This window comes from Rhizobium sp. CBN3 (genome assembly GCF_030518245.1).
In the GTDB taxonomy this organism is placed as follows: Bacteria; Pseudomonadota; Alphaproteobacteria; order Rhizobiales; family Rhizobiaceae; genus Rhizobium; species Rhizobium aethiopicum_A.
Genome location: NZ_JAULSE010000049.1, coordinates 1 through 13910, shown reverse-complemented (window position 1 = coordinate 13910; position 13910 = coordinate 1). Strand labels below are relative to the sequence as shown.

Here is a 13910-nt window from a genome sequence, read left to right as displayed (position 1 = left end):
ATTTGCAAGCTTTGCTGGGCGCGAATTCGCCGTCGCAGATCCTCGAACAGCAGTCGACCTTTTTCCGCAAGCGCGTTGAGACAAGTTTGCAGCACGCCAAGGAAGTCCGGGAGCTCTCAAGCAGGGCGGTGGAGGAAATCTCAAAGCCGGTCAAGGATGCTTTTGACAAGGTCCTGACGAACCCCAAAGCGACGTAAAGTTGACTCGGCACTAAGATCAGGGCTGGACGAATCATGATCGGAGCCGCTTTCGAGGAGACAACATTATGCGGCCGACTGATGTTTCATCTGTTCGCGGCGCTGGCGAATTCCGGCGTGATCTGGTCAGAGAGCGGACCCGTGCCGGCCCGGAGGAACGTGGTAGGCGCGGCGGCGGCCGCCGCAGATAAGCTTGCCAGGGCCTCATCTGGTGGCTGGCCACAAAGTGCGCGAGGCCATCGCACCTTACGAGGCTCTTAGATGGTTACATGTGGGGGATAGTAAAATGATTGTAGCTGTTCCAAATAGCGGGGCGTCACGGATTAACCAATCCGGTGTAGAAGCATTACGAGAATTTCCTAACTTTCCGATAGGCGGGATCTTGTTCAAGGATATAGCGCCTATGCTGGCTGGTAGAGGTGCATTGGGCGAAGTCGTTTCTACCGTCGCAAGCCAAGTGTCGGGAACAGAAATCGATGCCATTTTGGCGGTTGATGCGCGTGGTTTCATCTTGGGCGCCTCATTGGCTGATAGGCTCGGTTGCGGTTTCATCATGGTAAGGAAACCCGGTAAACTGCCGGGGGACGTCCTCTCATTTGAATACAGCTGTGAATACTGCTCCGGAACCCTGGAGGTAACTGCCGGCCTCATCGGTGACGGCCTGCGATGCCTGATTGCTGATGACCTTCTAGCGACGGGTGGCACTGCTCGGGCGACTGGGAATTTTGTCAAGTCCCAAGGCGGAGAGATCGCCGGATACGCATTCATACTCGAAATCGAAGTTTTGAAAGGCAGGCGTCAATTGGACGACGCACCAGTGATCAGTGCGATGACGTGCTAGCGCAGCAACATAGACGTAAGGAGGCAAGCGCATGAATACCCCTGATTGGCTTTCGACACCGCAGGACGTGCATGTAGCCAGTCAGACGCTACAGGCCCTCGTCACAAGTGAACTTTCGAAACGAGTCGTCTCGGAAAACGAAATTAAAACGATCTATCTGTTTCTAACCCGCAAGTGCAATTTGGGATGCCACCACTGTTATATCGCAGGCGTCGGGCCCAAGGCCAAGGGCATTGATTTCAACCTGGAGGCGATCCAAGGACTGATCGAGCAAGCACTACCCAATGGGCTGCGCAAGGTTAAGGTTTCCGGGGGTGAACCGATGGTTCACAAGGAATTCATGGCAGTCATGGAATATCTCGCATCCTGTGGGCTGAAGGAGCTGGTTTTCGAGACGAATGGAACCCTCTTTGACGAGTTCACGATCGAGCAGCTAAGTAGGCTCCCCAATTTGACGGTCTTCATCAGCCTCGACCATTTCGACCCAGAGGCGCACGACGCTTTCAGAGCAAAATCGGGTGCGTTCGCCAAGACTGCGATTGTCCTGCAGCGGCTTGGAAAAACTGACATCTCTACGGTGGTAACGACGACTGCCTATCGCAACAACTATGACAAGGTGATTTCGATTATAGATTTGGTGCTCGGCTGGGGCATCAAGAAGCATCGGACGCTGCTCAACATACATCCGATGGGCAACGCGCGCAGCCATGAGGACAATGCGATAAGCTTGGAGGAATGCAAGCTACTGATAGGCGATCTTTTGAAATCTCCCCATTTTGAGAGTGGCGCTGCATACATGACTCTGCCGCCGGCTCTGATGCCTCTCAAGTATCTGAACGGCGTGCATACTTGCGGTTGGGGCGACAACGTACTGGGCATACTGTCGAACGGACAAGTTTCGATGTGCAGTGCCTCCTACGATGATCCGGAAATGATCGCCGGCAATGCCTTCGAAATGCCCTTGATGGAAATCTGGCGCAACAGCCCGTTCTTCCATGAGCTACGCGAGGTGGTGAGTGGCGAGGTTAAGGGCGTCTGCGGCAACTGCGTGTTTTATCCAGTCTGTCGCGGCGTCTGCAAGATGAGTAGCTGGTCGCACTATGGTGAAAAGGACGCGCCCTATCCGCTGTGCCAGGAACTTTACAATAACGGAGGTTTTCCGGAGTACGCCCTGGTGGACCCGACGAAAGATTCCACCTACCGCCGCGGAGTTATAGCGAAAGAGCGTCGGCCCGCCGCCGAAGCTCCTGTCTATAACTTCTCGGAGGAAATCGCGGCTGCTGCGCAACACACTCACTAACGCAGGAGGCGCGACGTAATAATTGCTGTGTCGACGACGTAATTTAACCAGGTCAACAAAAATAACGTGGAGGATTGAGGATGAGCAGAGCTTTCCGAGGTGCGGCGGGTGTGGCGCACACACTTGCGAACAACGCGATACGATCCGGCAACAAAGCAGCCGCCCAGCAAGCCCAGGTGATTTCTCGTCTCGCGGAAGGACTCGCCCGGCTGCAGGCGGGTTTGGATGACCAAGCTCAGCAATTGACGGCTGGCCTTGTAAAATTAGAGCAATCGCTAAAGGTGTCACGCAGATCGCAACGGTCGAAATCCGGCTCACTCGCTGCTAACGGCGAACTACAAGACTACTACGTTGATATAACCGCCTCGAAGAAATTTGGCAAAGCCAATTGGCCGCGCGCCGCCGATTCAGGTCTTGTAGGACGCCGCATTGGGCGAGGACCGGTTAGGATGACTGGTTCCGACACACAATCGGCAAAGGCGGTTACCGCCGCATTCGCCAAACTTCTCTCGGCTCAGGCACAATTGCTGCAGATACGCAGTGAAGTGGAAGACCTCAAGAAGGTTCAGAGGTAGCGGCAATGGCTAGTTCCCGACTGTTTGGCTACGCCGTTGACGAAGAGGATGGCAAGCTGGTAATCGTGATTGACGGATTGCTTGCCGAAAGTTGCATCCGGCAAATTCGGGACAGCGCCCAGACGGGCCGCGGTGGTGAACTCTTGTCGCGATTGCTGCCGGTAAGTTCGGTTTACAAGCTTATGTCTGGACAAGAGGAACGCGCTGAAGAAACGCTCAGCCTTGAACAGTTGCTTGGACAAAACGTCGACCAGAGTTTCGCTTCCTTCGAACAACAGTTCGCCGACCTGAGGCAGACACTAGCCGAATTCGGCAGCCCGGAAAGTTCGAAATAAATCACGCAGCCGCAGGAGTCTCCGCGATGCTTCGGTTGTCACCAGAAGACTCTATTTTGCTGATCACCTGCCGGGCCTACCTACGACCCGAGGATGAAGAGCGTTTGGTCCGTCTCTGCAAGGAGCCTGTCAACTGGCCCTATGTGGTATGGCGCGCCGAGCATAATCGGACGGTGCCGCTGCTTGAGAATCACTTGCGCCGCCTCGATTTGTTGACACTATTGCCTACTGAGGCGGCGCATTACGTTCAGTGCTGGACTGTCATGTCAAAGGTCAGGTCCGCACTCGAATTTCGCAATCTGCCAGAAATCATGGATGCGCTGGATCGGGCCGGCATCGCCTGGTTCCTGGTGAAGGGACCAGATCTCGCGCTTCTCCACTATCCCGATCCACTCCTACGGCCGATGACCGATCTCGACATCATGGTCAAGCCCGCTGACGCGCAGCGCGTGCAGCGGCTCATGTTCGATCTCGGCTACCGGCACGGTATTTTCGACCCTTCAAATGGCAACTGGCATCCGGAACGAAAGGAACTCGATGACGAAACCTTCCGCGAAAGTTATTCCTTGCCGGTGTTTGTAAGGATAGAATCCGTTGAATCTCCGTTCCCTGGTCCCGCGGTGCCACGCCAGCTGCGCTACCGCCACGTAAAGGGATACATCGATTCCGCGAAGAAGCTGCACATGCCCATCTTCATTGATATGCATGTAAATCTCTCCGTCGGCATCGATGTCGAAGACATATGGTCAGGCGTGCGTCTTGCAAACGGTCTAGGCCGCATATTGCAGGTCCAATCCGCGACTGGCGCCGTCTGGTTCCTTTCGGCCAGGCTTTATCACGAGGCCTTCCTTTATAATTCGCTTCGACTATTGATGTTCGGCGATCTTCATGCGGTTCTACACAAAGAAATGGCGAATATTAGCTGGGCGGAGGTCGCTGCGATAGGTTACAAATACGAGATGAGGCCGGCGTTATATTTCGTCCTGACGCAGATGAAGCGCATCTGTGGGATAGACATACCGTCCGAGTTCCTAGAGCTCATTCGACCTGATCAAACCGAGGTACCACTTCAACATGATTGGGGCGACGTGTTGCCCAAACTGCTGTCTATTCCCACTGTTAACGATCTTGAGCTGGCGTAAATATGGCGCCCGAGTCACCATATCGTACAGATCCTGCGGCGAACGACCTTCGTATCGCAGCAACCGAAACCTCTGCAAAGTTTGCGTCAACAGTCCATCGGGCCCTCACGCGGTCAGGAATAACGATCCTAAACACGCAGGTGTTCAGCAATGGCCAGATGGCTGTCACTCCGCGCGACGGCGGGCTTGGCGGAAATGTGGTGGTCGTGCAAACATTTCCTGACAGCGTTCATGATCGTCTTTTCGAGTTGTTCCTAGCGCTTGGTGCCGTGCGGGCGCGGGGTCCCCGCACGATTACCGCTGTTCTTCCCTACCTCCCATATTCGCGTTCGGATCGCCCTGCCTTCGACGGCGGACCTGTACCGGTGCGAATCCTTGCGGGGATTATCGAAACTCTCGGTATAGATCGGCTGATAACTTTCGAACTCCATGTTCCTCAGCTGTGCGCCGCATTTGCCTGTCCTGTCGTCAATCTTCAGTTCGCTCCCGCCCTAGTTCGCCATCTCGGTTCTGCGGCCGTCGATGGCGACATGGTCGTTTCACCGGATTTCGGCGGAGCGAAGCGAGCTGAGCACTTGGCGGCCCTGCTCGGCTGCCCATTCGCTGTCATGCGCAAGCACCGCAGAGACGATGATGACTTTCGGGAGAGCGTCGAGATTCTGGGGGACGTTGCTGGCCGGACGATCATCCTGATTGACGACGAAATCAACAGTGGTCAGACGGCTTTTTCAGCCGCCGCACATCTCAAAGCGGCAGGCGCTCGCAAGATAACCCTTGCCGCAGCCCATGCCATATTCACGCCGTCGCTGAACGAAAACTGGGGACGGTCTCAGATCGACCGCATCGTTGTGACCGACAGCGTCGGACGTACCGACAATTTCCCCGACAGTGTCGAAGTAGTCTCGATCGGCAACGAAATTGCAGGCGCGCTGCAGGCACGCTGAGAAGCATTACCTGAAATCTAGCATCACGCGATTAACACGTGGATCGAGCGCCTGCTCGAATGCCTCTTGGGCGTTTGACGAGGGCCAAAGATTGACCTGCAGCACGTCGAAGCGTGCGGCGTGTTCAACGATGGTTCGGATGGCATTTCTCACGTCGTCCGCGCTTTGGGCTATGGTGCCGATCAGTTCAATTTCCCGGTAATGCAGAAAGTTAGGGCCTACCGATAACAAATCGGACGTCGGAATCGATTGGTAGAGTACAATCCTGGCACCGCGTGACGCCGCAGCTATGGCCCCCTGAATGCCTCTGACACCGAAGCGCGTGCAAAAGATGCAGTCGAAGCCCCAGCCATCCGTTAATTTCTCGACGAGTTTCGGATCAGACAGAGAATGAACTGACCCCGTTGCATGGGCGCCGGTCGACATCACAGGCCCATGCGTTGCCACGTCGTCATCGAAAAGGTAAACGTCGCATCCTTTGGTTGTCAGAAGTATCGAATGGAGAAGGCCCATCGTGCCTCCGCCGATGACGGCCACAGTGTCTCCAGCCTTTGCACGCGCCCTATTTATGCCGCGTGCCACGCAGGCGACAGGTTCAACTAACGCGGCACGCTCGGGAGCCAAAAAGGAAGGTACGGAAAAAACCTGATAGGCGGGTACGCCCACAAAATTGGCCAATCCCCCCGGCCCCTGCGGCACCCCTCCTCTCGCTTTAGGATTTAAATATGCACAGTGGTTGTCCAGTCCGAGGCGGCAGGCACGACATTGGCCGCATCTGCGCATTAAAAGCACCGCAACGCGGTCTCCTACGCGCAGGCCATCCGGTACATCGTCCGGCAGAGACACGATCGTGCCTGACAACTCGTGCCCGCCCCAATAGGGGTAAGTCGGCTTGGCGCCCCGATAAACGCGTTGCTCCGGTGTGCAGAGTCCACACAACTCTATCCGCACACCGACTTCGGACGATACGGCGAGTGGAACCGACAATGTCCATTCTTCAACCTTGCGGGGGCAAGTAATTACGAGTCCACGAACCTCCATACGAGACCTCTCGCTCCCCGACACACCGACTATCCTAATATGTACACTTACTTGCATCCAGAATCTAGCCAACAACCACAGGCGGCAGTCAGAAAGCTGATGAAATCACGTGCCTTGCTGGCGGGCTTGCTTATGTCCTGGGTCTTGACAAGCTTCTCGGAGATATCGTCGGCGCAAACGGCAAAGGACGTTTCAAGCGGCAGAAGTGTTCCCTTGCGCAAGGAGCGACGAAACTATTGAAGGTAGAGTGGAGCGCTTGGGCCGCGTCAATGCCACCAGCCTCAAACACGAGCCGCGGTTTACCAGCCCGTTCTTCGATGCCATCCTCATCTCTGCGAAGATGCCATGTCGCCTTCCCTCATCTGCCCGCGCGAACCCTCCTAAGAGCCTATCGCCACATCGTCCAAAGCTTCATCCTTCGTGGCGCACCGGTTCGAACCGAACAGACCAACAATCCGAGTCGCACCGAGAAGGATGACGGCAACTAGATCGGTAGTTGGGCGGCCGCAACATCAGAAAGGTCTCAGCGTTTGCTGGACGCGTGCCTGCGATGGCGGTGGTGGCAACGATCTTCTCTGGCTGCCCCAAGCGCGGGAGAGGCCATTCGACGCTAGCAAGAGTTCGCTCGAACCTGATATCCGTTACCGCAACGACTTCGCTGAGACCACCTCCCAGGCACCATTCTACGATGCCGGCGAACAAGGTCAGCGTTGCCTCGTGAACGGAACCATCTCCCCTCCCCTCCCCTCCACTCTTCGAGGTGTCGACGCAAAAGCGAGAACTCTAGACCATCAGGGGATTGGCGTTCAGGCGACCCTTCGGGAGCAGAGACGGAAATACGTCTACCAGCATGGTCGGTCCCATCGCAGACAAATCGCGTGCACATCCTGCAAGTGGTCCAGCCGCGGTGACATCCAGGATGGCAGTCGGGGCGAGAGCGTCAACCCCATCTGCCTCGCACTCGTCGACTACTTCTACATCCCAAGTGCGAGTGGAAAAGATCCTCGCACGTAGCCTATGATCGTCCTGAAGCAGCTACGCTTCGTAGTAAATTTTTGGTGTCGAGATCGCGAATACCTGCATGAATTTCTCCGCCGCCGTTAGGCGCCGGGAACTCTGCACGAATTGGAATCGGGCGTCCGTTGTCGAATGCTTACGGTTTTGTGCGAGTGAGTCGCGGCAAGGGGATCACCGACTTTGCCGAGGTCTTCTGCTTTTCGTCTAAATCGCCGGGGCACATTTGTAGGATTCACAATAAAACACACCATGACCAATCGGTACCGCGGTCTTGCTAAGCTGCAGGATATAAACGGAAAAATCCATTTACTCTACGTTCCGGGTTTATCCACGTTAGCCTTTCGTTAACCTAAAACCCCTTGCTCAAAATGCAGAATCGGCTCTAATAGCTAGTGGCGGAACTTTAGCGGTTTCGCGAAAAGTTCCGCCACTTGCAGGAAATGGATTTTGAGATGGCGAAAACCGCAGCAAAACCAGCGCCGGTCGTCGAAGGGTTGACCGCATTGATGGAGCGTCATGCTGACGCTCTCTCCAGCCAACTTCAAGCACATCATCTCAAGGTCTTCCCGCCGACGTCCGAAAAGGGCATTCGATCCTTTGCACCGTCAGAAGCCTCAAAATTGCTTGGCATCGGTGAGTCTTATCTTAGACAAACTGCTTCGGAAATGCCTGAACTGCACGTTAGTATGAGCCCTGGCGGTCGACGCACGTTCACGATCGAAGATATTCATTCAATCCGTAAGCACCTGGACCTGATTGGCCGCGGGAACCGGCGCTACCTGCCCCATCGTCGCACGGGGGAGCAGCTTCAAGTCGTCTCGGTGATGAATTTCAAAGGCGGCTCGGGCAAGACGACGACAGCCGCGCATCTGGCACAGTACCTGGCAATGCGTGGCTACCGGGTTCTCGCGATTGATCTTGATCCCCAAGCAAGCCTTTCCGCACTCTTCGGCAGTCAGCCAGAAACTGACGTTGGTCCGAACGAAACACTCTATGGCGCCATCCGGTATGATGACGAGCAGGTCCCAATCGAGCAGGTTGTCCGAGGAACGTACATCCCGGATCTTCATCTAATTCCTGGCAATCTTGAACTGATGGAGTTTGAGCACGATACCCCGCGCGCGCTTATGAACCGGAAGGAAGGTGACACGCTTTTTTACGGTCGGATCAGTCAGGTCATCGAAGACATCGCGGACAACTACGATGTCGTCGTTATCGATTGCCCTCCCCAACTTGGCTATCTCACGCTTTCAGCTCTGACCGCCGCAACCTCGATCCTCGTCACCGTCCATCCCCAGATGTTGGATGTAATGTCGATGAACCAGTTTCTGGCGATGACCTCGAATCTCCTTCGGGAAATCGAGAACGCAGGCGCCCAGTTCAAGTTCAATTGGATGCGCTACCTCGTCACTCGTTTTGAACCGAGCGATGGCCCGCAGAACCAGATGGTGGGCTATCTGCGTTCGATCTTTGGCGAAAATGTCCTCAATTTTCCGATGCTCAAGACGACCGCCGTTTCGGACGCTGGCCTGACGAATCAAACCCTCTTTGAGGTTGAGCGCGGACAGTTCACGCGCTCGACCTATGATCGGGCCTTAGAGGCGATGAACGCCGTCAACGACGAGATCGAAACTCTAATCAAAAAAGCATGGGGTAGAACCACATGAGTCGGAAGCACCTCCTTGACGTCACCACGGACGCGCCCGACAGCTCATCAGCTGCTGAACACAGAGCGGCAAAGACTCGCTCCATGCCGCTTCTCGGCGTGACCAGAAAAGAACGAGATCCAGCGACGAAGCTGACTGCAAACATCGGTAACGCGTTGCGCGAGCAAAATGATCGTCTTGGTCGTGCCGAGGAGATCGAGCGGCGTCTCGCCGAAGGTCAGGCCGTGGTTGAACTGAACGCGTCGTCAATCGAGCCGTCCTTCGTTCAGGATCGCATGCAAGGTGATATCGAAGGACTTCTTGCATCCATCCGCGAGCAAGGACAGCAGGTCCCAATCCTTGTGAGACCTCATCCCGTTAAACCCGCGCACTACCAAGTTGCCTTTGGACATCGCCGGCTGCGCGCCGTTTCGGAGCTAGGACTGCCGGTCAAGGCGGTTGTTCGAGACTTGACGGACGAGCAGTTGGTTGTCGCACAGGGTCAGGAAAACAATGAGCGCGAAGACCTCACCTTCATCGAAAAGGCACGTTTCGCACACAAGCTAAACAAGCAGTTTCCACGAGAAATCGTCATCGCGGCTATGTCAATCGATAAAAGCAACTTGTCGAAGATGCTCCTGCTTGTTGACGCCCTCCCCTCTGAATTGATCGATGCCATCGGCGCCGCTCCAGGCGTTGGACGCCCAAGTTGGCAGCAATTGGCAGAGCTGGTTGAGAAAGCATCGCCTCCGGCAGGCGCTGCGAAATATGCTGCCTCGGAGGAGGTGCAGGCGCTGCCGTCGTCGGAACGGTTCAAGGCAGTGATCGACCATCTGAAACCGCGTCGGACTGCGCGCGGGTTGCCAGACGTCCTGTCGACCCCCGATGGCGACAGGCTTGCGCAGGTCACGCAGAGCAAGAGCAAGCTAGAAATTACCATTGACAGGAAAGCCACGCCGGATTTCGCGGCTTTCGTACTCGAGCATTTGCCGGCGCTTTACCAGGAGCATCGCGCAAAGCATCAACGGAAACAGGGAGTGTAACCCGCAAAAGAAAAGAGCTCCCTCAACGTCGCCGTCGTGGAAGCCCTTCTGTCTCTGTAGCAAGAACAGAATCGCATTTCCTCGAATCCTCGTCAAGAGTCTTTGGCGCCGTTTTGGTGAGCGAATTTCCTTTGCCTGCTGAAAGGTGAGAGACAATGCAGTCGGGGAATGTAGCGACGCCGTTCGGGCGGCGGCCAATGACGCTTGCGCTCGTGCGGCGCCAGGCGGCAATGGAAATCAAGCATGGAAAAGCTGCCGATAAGTGGAAAGTGTTGAGAGACGCTTCCGCCGCGATGGAACTGCTCAAGATCCAGTCGAACAGTCTGGCTGTTCTTGACGCACTTTTGAGTTTTTATCCTGACAATGAGTTGCGTCAGGATGCACAATTGATTGTCTTCCCCTCGAATGCCCAACTGGCGCTTCGGGCGCATGCAATGGCGGGCGCAACGTTGCGGCGGCATATTGCCATTCTGGTGGAGTCGGGGTTGATCGCCCGTAAGGATAGCGCCAATGGCAAGCGCTTCGCCCGCAAGGGCGACGATGGCCAGATCGAGAATGCTTTTGGCTTCGACCTGTCGCCCCTCCTGGCGCGATCGGAAGAGTTGGCGATGTTGGCGCAAAGAGTGGCGGCCGAGAGAGCCTCGCTCAGGAAAGCCAAAGAGAGCCTTACAATTTGCCGGCGGGATGTTCGCAAACTTATTACTGCTGCAATGGTCGAGGGCGCCGACGGCGATTGGAAGACGACCGAGGACATCTACATTGCGCTCGCGAGCAGAATTCCGCGCGTTCCGACCCTTGAAGGGGTCACTAGCGTTCTCAATGAAATGGAGATGCTCCGTGAGGAAGTGCTTAATCGTTTGGAAAACCTCGAGAATGCTGAAAAAATTAGCACCAATGCTGCTCATATCGAGCAGCACATACAGAATTCAAAACCCGAATCCGTAAATGAATCTGAACCACGCTCCGAAAAGGAGCTGGGGGCAAAGGCGAGCTTGAGCCATCAGCCGAAGAATGAATCGCAAAGGGCGTTCCCCTTGGGATTGGTGCTCAAGGCGTGCCCGATGATCAGCGACTATGCACCGCGCGGCGTGGGGAGCTGGCGAGATCTGATGTCTGCCGCTGTGGTGGTTCGATCTATGCTGGGGGTAAGCCCTTCCGCCTACCAGGATGCCTGCGAGGCGCTAGGACCGGAGAATGCTGCGGTGGCAATTGCGTGCATCCTGGAAAGGGCTAACTTCATCAACTCTCCTGGAGGCTATCTGCGGGATCTAACGCGCCGAAGTGAGCGCGGTGAATTCTCGCTTGGCCCGATGATAATGGCGTTGTTGAAGGCCAACGGGCAAGGCGGTTTGAGGGCTGGGTAAGTGCGGCTGATCGTTATTCCTGCCGTTGAGGATTTCGGTTGTGGTCAGCTGACCACCAAGCTAACCCCTTGGAAAACACCAACTTTCAAAGGCGGCTTGTCGCAGGCATTGTGCCGGTTACCGTCTGGCTCCCGAGCCAAATGACGCCTCTTAGGGGAACAGTAGACCGTGATCTCAATACGAACGCGCCCAAGGTCGCGCACGAACAAGACCAGGAGCGAAGTCTTCGCACGAAATGGCAGCCGCCTTTCATCAATTCATTGGCACCGGCGCGGCAAATCGCAAGGCGGCCGGCTGTGCCGGCTAATCGCGAGTGGGCGATGGCGCCGCATGGATAGGACGCAATAGGAACAAGTACCTGCTGCCATCCGCAGCCCCGGAATCTACGGGGCTGATTCGCGGCGGCACTTCCACAACACTGGGAGAATTCATCAACCGCTATCTTGGGCGAGGTGACGCAATGAGCCACTCGACCCTATGGTCTTTTGACCAGGCAAGAATGGCATTCGAGGTGAGTTTGGTGCCGTTGTCGGAGAGATCATTGCGAGTTTCGAGCGAGGCGACGACCGGAGATCGAGGTGTCCGGGGATCGCCGCGAGGCATTCTCGCGTCGCGTCATCGACGATGTTGAGCACGCGAAACCCCCTTCCGTAAGCGAACTTGCAGGCACGCGCGCACCGATCCTGGCCAACGCGAAGGCTCTGCCCGCTGGTCGCTGGATTTTGTTCGTGACCAAAAGCAAATGATCCAGTGGAACATTTCTCCACCGAACGACTGAGGCATATACCTATCTCGCAAGGCCCAGCCATCGGCACAGTATTTGAGTCCGTTGAAGAAGGTGATGGGTCCAGACGGCTTGGAGGAGGCATAGCCGTTCCAGCCGCCGAGTTTGGCGATGATCCAAGCGGCCCAGGCGAGCGAAGCTTTGGGATGGGGATTGGATTGCAGCTTGGTCTTGCCCTTGAAGCGGCTTTCGAGGGCGGCGAGCGTGTTGATCTCGTGGGGACTGACTGCCAGGCTTGCCGGGTGAGGATCGCCGCCACTGCGGTCCTGCACGAGTTGGAGGACGATTGCCGCGGCCTTGGCGGCGATGGCGACGAGCTTTTCCAGCCGCGGCGCTAACTGCAATTGGCTGTCCTCGATCTTGAAGCCCTGCGTCTTCATCACCCGGAAGAACTGCTCGATCATCCAGCGCTGCTTGTACCAAGCGACGATCTGCCAGGCGTCAGTCGCACTGGAGAGCGCATGGGTGGTCAAGAGCAGCCAATGCAAGGGCTCGACACCGTCGGGTGCGTCCGGTTCGACGACCTCGACCCAACTGAGCCTAACCCCGTCGGGCAGCCCTTCTTCGCGCAGGTTTTGCGGTTGCCTGATCGTCGCCTGGCCGAAGCGCAGGCACAACGTTGCCTGCCGCGCCGGACGGTCGGCGCGCTCGCGCAGCTCGATCGTTTGGGTGTCGCAGAACCGAACTGTCTCTACGACATCACGCAGTTTAGAGCCGCCGATGAGTGCATGGTCATGCATGACGCGCGACAAAAGATCGAAGCGTTGGTCGGGCAGGTGCGCCCACATCATAAAGAAGTCGCCCTATTGCGCGACCTCGCCAATGAGCGATGGCGTTTCGGCGACCGGCGACCGGCGACCGGCGACCGGCGACCGGCGACCGGCGGCTTCGGCGGGGGGGGGAGCGACGTTGGGGTCGACCGCATCTACGGGCTCTATCGCGAAGAAGGACTTTCCGTTCGCAAGCAGAAAAGCCGGGGCGGCACGCTGTCGGCACGCGTGGCCCGATCCTGGTCGAAGCGAAGGCCAATGCCCGAAGCTCGCTGAATCTCGTTCACGACCAGTTCGCTTGCGGAAGGCGGTTTCGCGTGCTCAACTTCGTCGAAGACGTGACCCGCGAATGCCTGGCGGCGATCCCGTGCACCTCGATCTTGCGTCGTCGCGTCGCTCGCGAACTGTCGGTCCTCATCGAACGGCGCGGCAAATCGGGGATGATCGTCTCCGACAACGGCACGGAATTCACCTCGAATGCCATCCTTGCCAGGTCGAAGGATCATAGTGTCGAGTCGCACGGCATCACGCCGGGAAGCCGATGCAAAACGCTAATGTCGAGAGCTTCAACGGCCGGATGCGGGACGAGATGGTCAACCAAAGCCTGTTCCTCGGCTGCGATTATGCCCGAAGCGCCATTGCTGGGCCGACGATTACAACCACTTCCGGCCGCACTCATCGCTCGGACCAGACCCGGGCACGTGATGCAGATACCATTGCCGCAACCGGCTCCAACGCTGCGCGAGATGAAAGCTTCGCGTTTCCGCCACTTGGCGTACTCGGAGCGCGCAGGCTCTAGATGTGAGCTTTCGGGAGGTTGTCCATTCAAAGCGGATTTAGGAGACTGGAGCTATCACACCTCGAGTCGGAAGGATCGCCGCGAATGAACATTCATAAGAATGCCCGACTGA

The 13910-nt window shown here is 56.5% G+C and carries 12 protein-coding genes and 3 pseudogenes; 11 read left to right on the top strand and 4 right to left on the bottom strand.

Translation table 11 applies throughout. From position 1 onward, the window contains the following. The 7 genes from phaP to prs all read left to right on the top strand — a co-directional run. Positions 1-197, top strand: a 197-nt coding sequence (phaP, locus tag QWJ46_RS30395; RefSeq protein WP_275245414.1) for a TIGR01841 family phasin, incomplete at its 5' end; no start/stop codon positions are given. 286 nt (positions 198-483) lie between these two features. Next, a complete protein-coding gene (locus tag QWJ46_RS30390; protein WP_004672710.1) occupies positions 484-1038 on the top strand; it encodes an adenine phosphoribosyltransferase in 555 nt (184 codons plus the stop codon). A gap of 31 nt (positions 1039-1069) precedes the next feature. Further along, positions 1070-2338: a radical SAM protein gene (locus QWJ46_RS30385; protein ID WP_004672712.1), complete on the top strand. Its 1269-nt coding sequence runs from the start codon at positions 1070-1072 to the stop codon at positions 2336-2338. Positions 2339-2418: 80 nt separating this feature from the next. Then, positions 2419-2913 (top strand): hypothetical protein, encoded by a 495-nt coding sequence (locus QWJ46_RS30380; protein ID WP_004672713.1) that lies wholly within the window; start codon positions 2419-2421, stop codon positions 2911-2913. A gap of 5 nt (positions 2914-2918) precedes the next feature. Beyond that, positions 2919-3248 carry a hypothetical protein gene (locus QWJ46_RS30375; protein ID WP_004672714.1) on the top strand — a complete coding sequence of 110 codons (330 nt, stop codon included), beginning with the start codon at positions 2919-2921 and terminating at the stop codon, positions 3246-3248. 26 nt (positions 3249-3274) lie between these two features. Next, complete coding sequence (locus QWJ46_RS30370; protein WP_004672715.1) at positions 3275-4390, top strand: nucleotidyltransferase family protein; 1116 nt, start codon at positions 3275-3277, stop codon at positions 4388-4390. Positions 4391-4392: 2 nt separating this feature from the next. Then, the gene (gene prs, locus QWJ46_RS30365) at positions 4393-5334 is read left to right on the top strand and encodes a ribose-phosphate diphosphokinase (protein WP_011053499.1); all 942 of its coding nucleotides are present in this window, start codon (positions 4393-4395) and stop codon (positions 5332-5334) included. 6 nt (positions 5335-5340) lie between these two features. Here the strand turns inward: prs and QWJ46_RS30360 are convergent, their stop codons facing one another. Both QWJ46_RS30360 and QWJ46_RS30355 read right to left on the bottom strand, forming a co-directional pair. Continuing rightward, a complete protein-coding gene (locus QWJ46_RS30360; RefSeq protein WP_004672718.1) occupies positions 5341-6375 on the bottom strand; it encodes a zinc-binding dehydrogenase in 1035 nt (344 codons plus the stop codon). A gap of 411 nt (positions 6376-6786) precedes the next feature. Next, positions 6787-7410: pseudogene (locus tag QWJ46_RS30355) on the bottom strand (acyl-homoserine-lactone synthase). A 434-nt stretch (positions 7411-7844) separates the two neighbouring features. On the opposite strand from QWJ46_RS30355, the gene repA reads away from it, so the two are divergent. From repA to repC, 3 genes are all read left to right on the top strand, one after another. Continuing rightward, on the top strand, positions 7845-9059 hold the full coding sequence (repA, locus tag QWJ46_RS30350; protein ID WP_004672726.1) for a plasmid partitioning protein RepA: 1215 nt from the start codon (positions 7845-7847) through the stop codon (positions 9057-9059). Further along, positions 9056-10081 carry a plasmid partitioning protein RepB gene (gene repB / locus QWJ46_RS30345; RefSeq protein WP_004672729.1) on the top strand — a complete coding sequence of 342 codons (1026 nt, stop codon included), beginning with the start codon at positions 9056-9058 and terminating at the stop codon, positions 10079-10081. Before repA ends, repB begins: the two co-directional genes overlap by 4 nt. A 155-nt stretch (positions 10082-10236) precedes the next feature. Continuing rightward, positions 10237-11445, top strand: a complete 1209-nt coding sequence (gene repC, locus QWJ46_RS30340; RefSeq protein WP_004672730.1) for a plasmid replication protein RepC — start codon at positions 10237-10239, stop codon at positions 11443-11445. A 465-nt stretch (positions 11446-11910) separates the two neighbouring features. Here the strand turns inward: repC and QWJ46_RS30335 are convergent. Further along, a pseudogene (locus tag QWJ46_RS30335) lies at positions 11911-12104 on the bottom strand (IS3 family transposase); the annotation flags it as partial. Beyond that, positions 12061-13017 (bottom strand): IS4 family transposase, encoded by a 957-nt coding sequence (locus tag QWJ46_RS30330; RefSeq protein WP_018247125.1) that lies wholly within the window; start codon positions 13015-13017, stop codon positions 12061-12063. The pseudogene QWJ46_RS30335 and the gene QWJ46_RS30330, both read right to left, overlap by 44 nt. 18 nt (positions 13018-13035) lie before the next feature. On the opposite strand from QWJ46_RS30330, the pseudogene QWJ46_RS30325 reads away from it, so the two are divergent. Then, positions 13036-13798 (top strand): annotated as a pseudogene (locus QWJ46_RS30325) (integrase core domain-containing protein); the annotation flags it as partial. Positions 13799-13910 lie beyond the last annotated feature (112 nt).

What these genes read in the sequence shown, in the direction of transcription:
- QWJ46_RS30390 (WP_004672710.1), top strand. Translation starts at nt 484, where the DNA reads ATGATTGTAGCTGTTCCAAATAGCGGGGCGTCACGGATTAACCAATCC.
- QWJ46_RS30385 (WP_004672712.1), top strand. Translation starts at nt 1,070, where the DNA reads ATGAATACCCCTGATTGGCTTTCGACACCGCAGGACGTGCATGTAGCC.
- QWJ46_RS30380 (WP_004672713.1), top strand. Translation starts at nt 2,419, where the DNA reads ATGAGCAGAGCTTTCCGAGGTGCGGCGGGTGTGGCGCACACACTTGCG.
- QWJ46_RS30375 (WP_004672714.1), top strand. Translation starts at nt 2,919, where the DNA reads ATGGCTAGTTCCCGACTGTTTGGCTACGCCGTTGACGAAGAGGATGGC.
- QWJ46_RS30370 (WP_004672715.1), top strand. Translation starts at nt 3,275, where the DNA reads ATGCTTCGGTTGTCACCAGAAGACTCTATTTTGCTGATCACCTGCCGG.
- prs (WP_011053499.1), top strand. Translation starts at nt 4,393, where the DNA reads ATGGCGCCCGAGTCACCATATCGTACAGATCCTGCGGCGAACGACCTT.
- QWJ46_RS30360 (WP_004672718.1), bottom strand. Translation starts at nt 6,375, where the DNA reads ATGGAGGTTCGTGGACTCGTAATTACTTGCCCCCGCAAGGTTGAAGAA.
- repA (WP_004672726.1), top strand. Translation starts at nt 7,845, where the DNA reads ATGGCGAAAACCGCAGCAAAACCAGCGCCGGTCGTCGAAGGGTTGACC.
- repB (WP_004672729.1), top strand. Translation starts at nt 9,056, where the DNA reads ATGAGTCGGAAGCACCTCCTTGACGTCACCACGGACGCGCCCGACAGC.
- repC (WP_004672730.1), top strand. Translation starts at nt 10,237, where the DNA reads ATGCAGTCGGGGAATGTAGCGACGCCGTTCGGGCGGCGGCCAATGACG.
- QWJ46_RS30330 (WP_018247125.1), bottom strand. Translation starts at nt 13,017, where the DNA reads ATGTGGGCGCACCTGCCCGACCAACGCTTCGATCTTTTGTCGCGCGTC.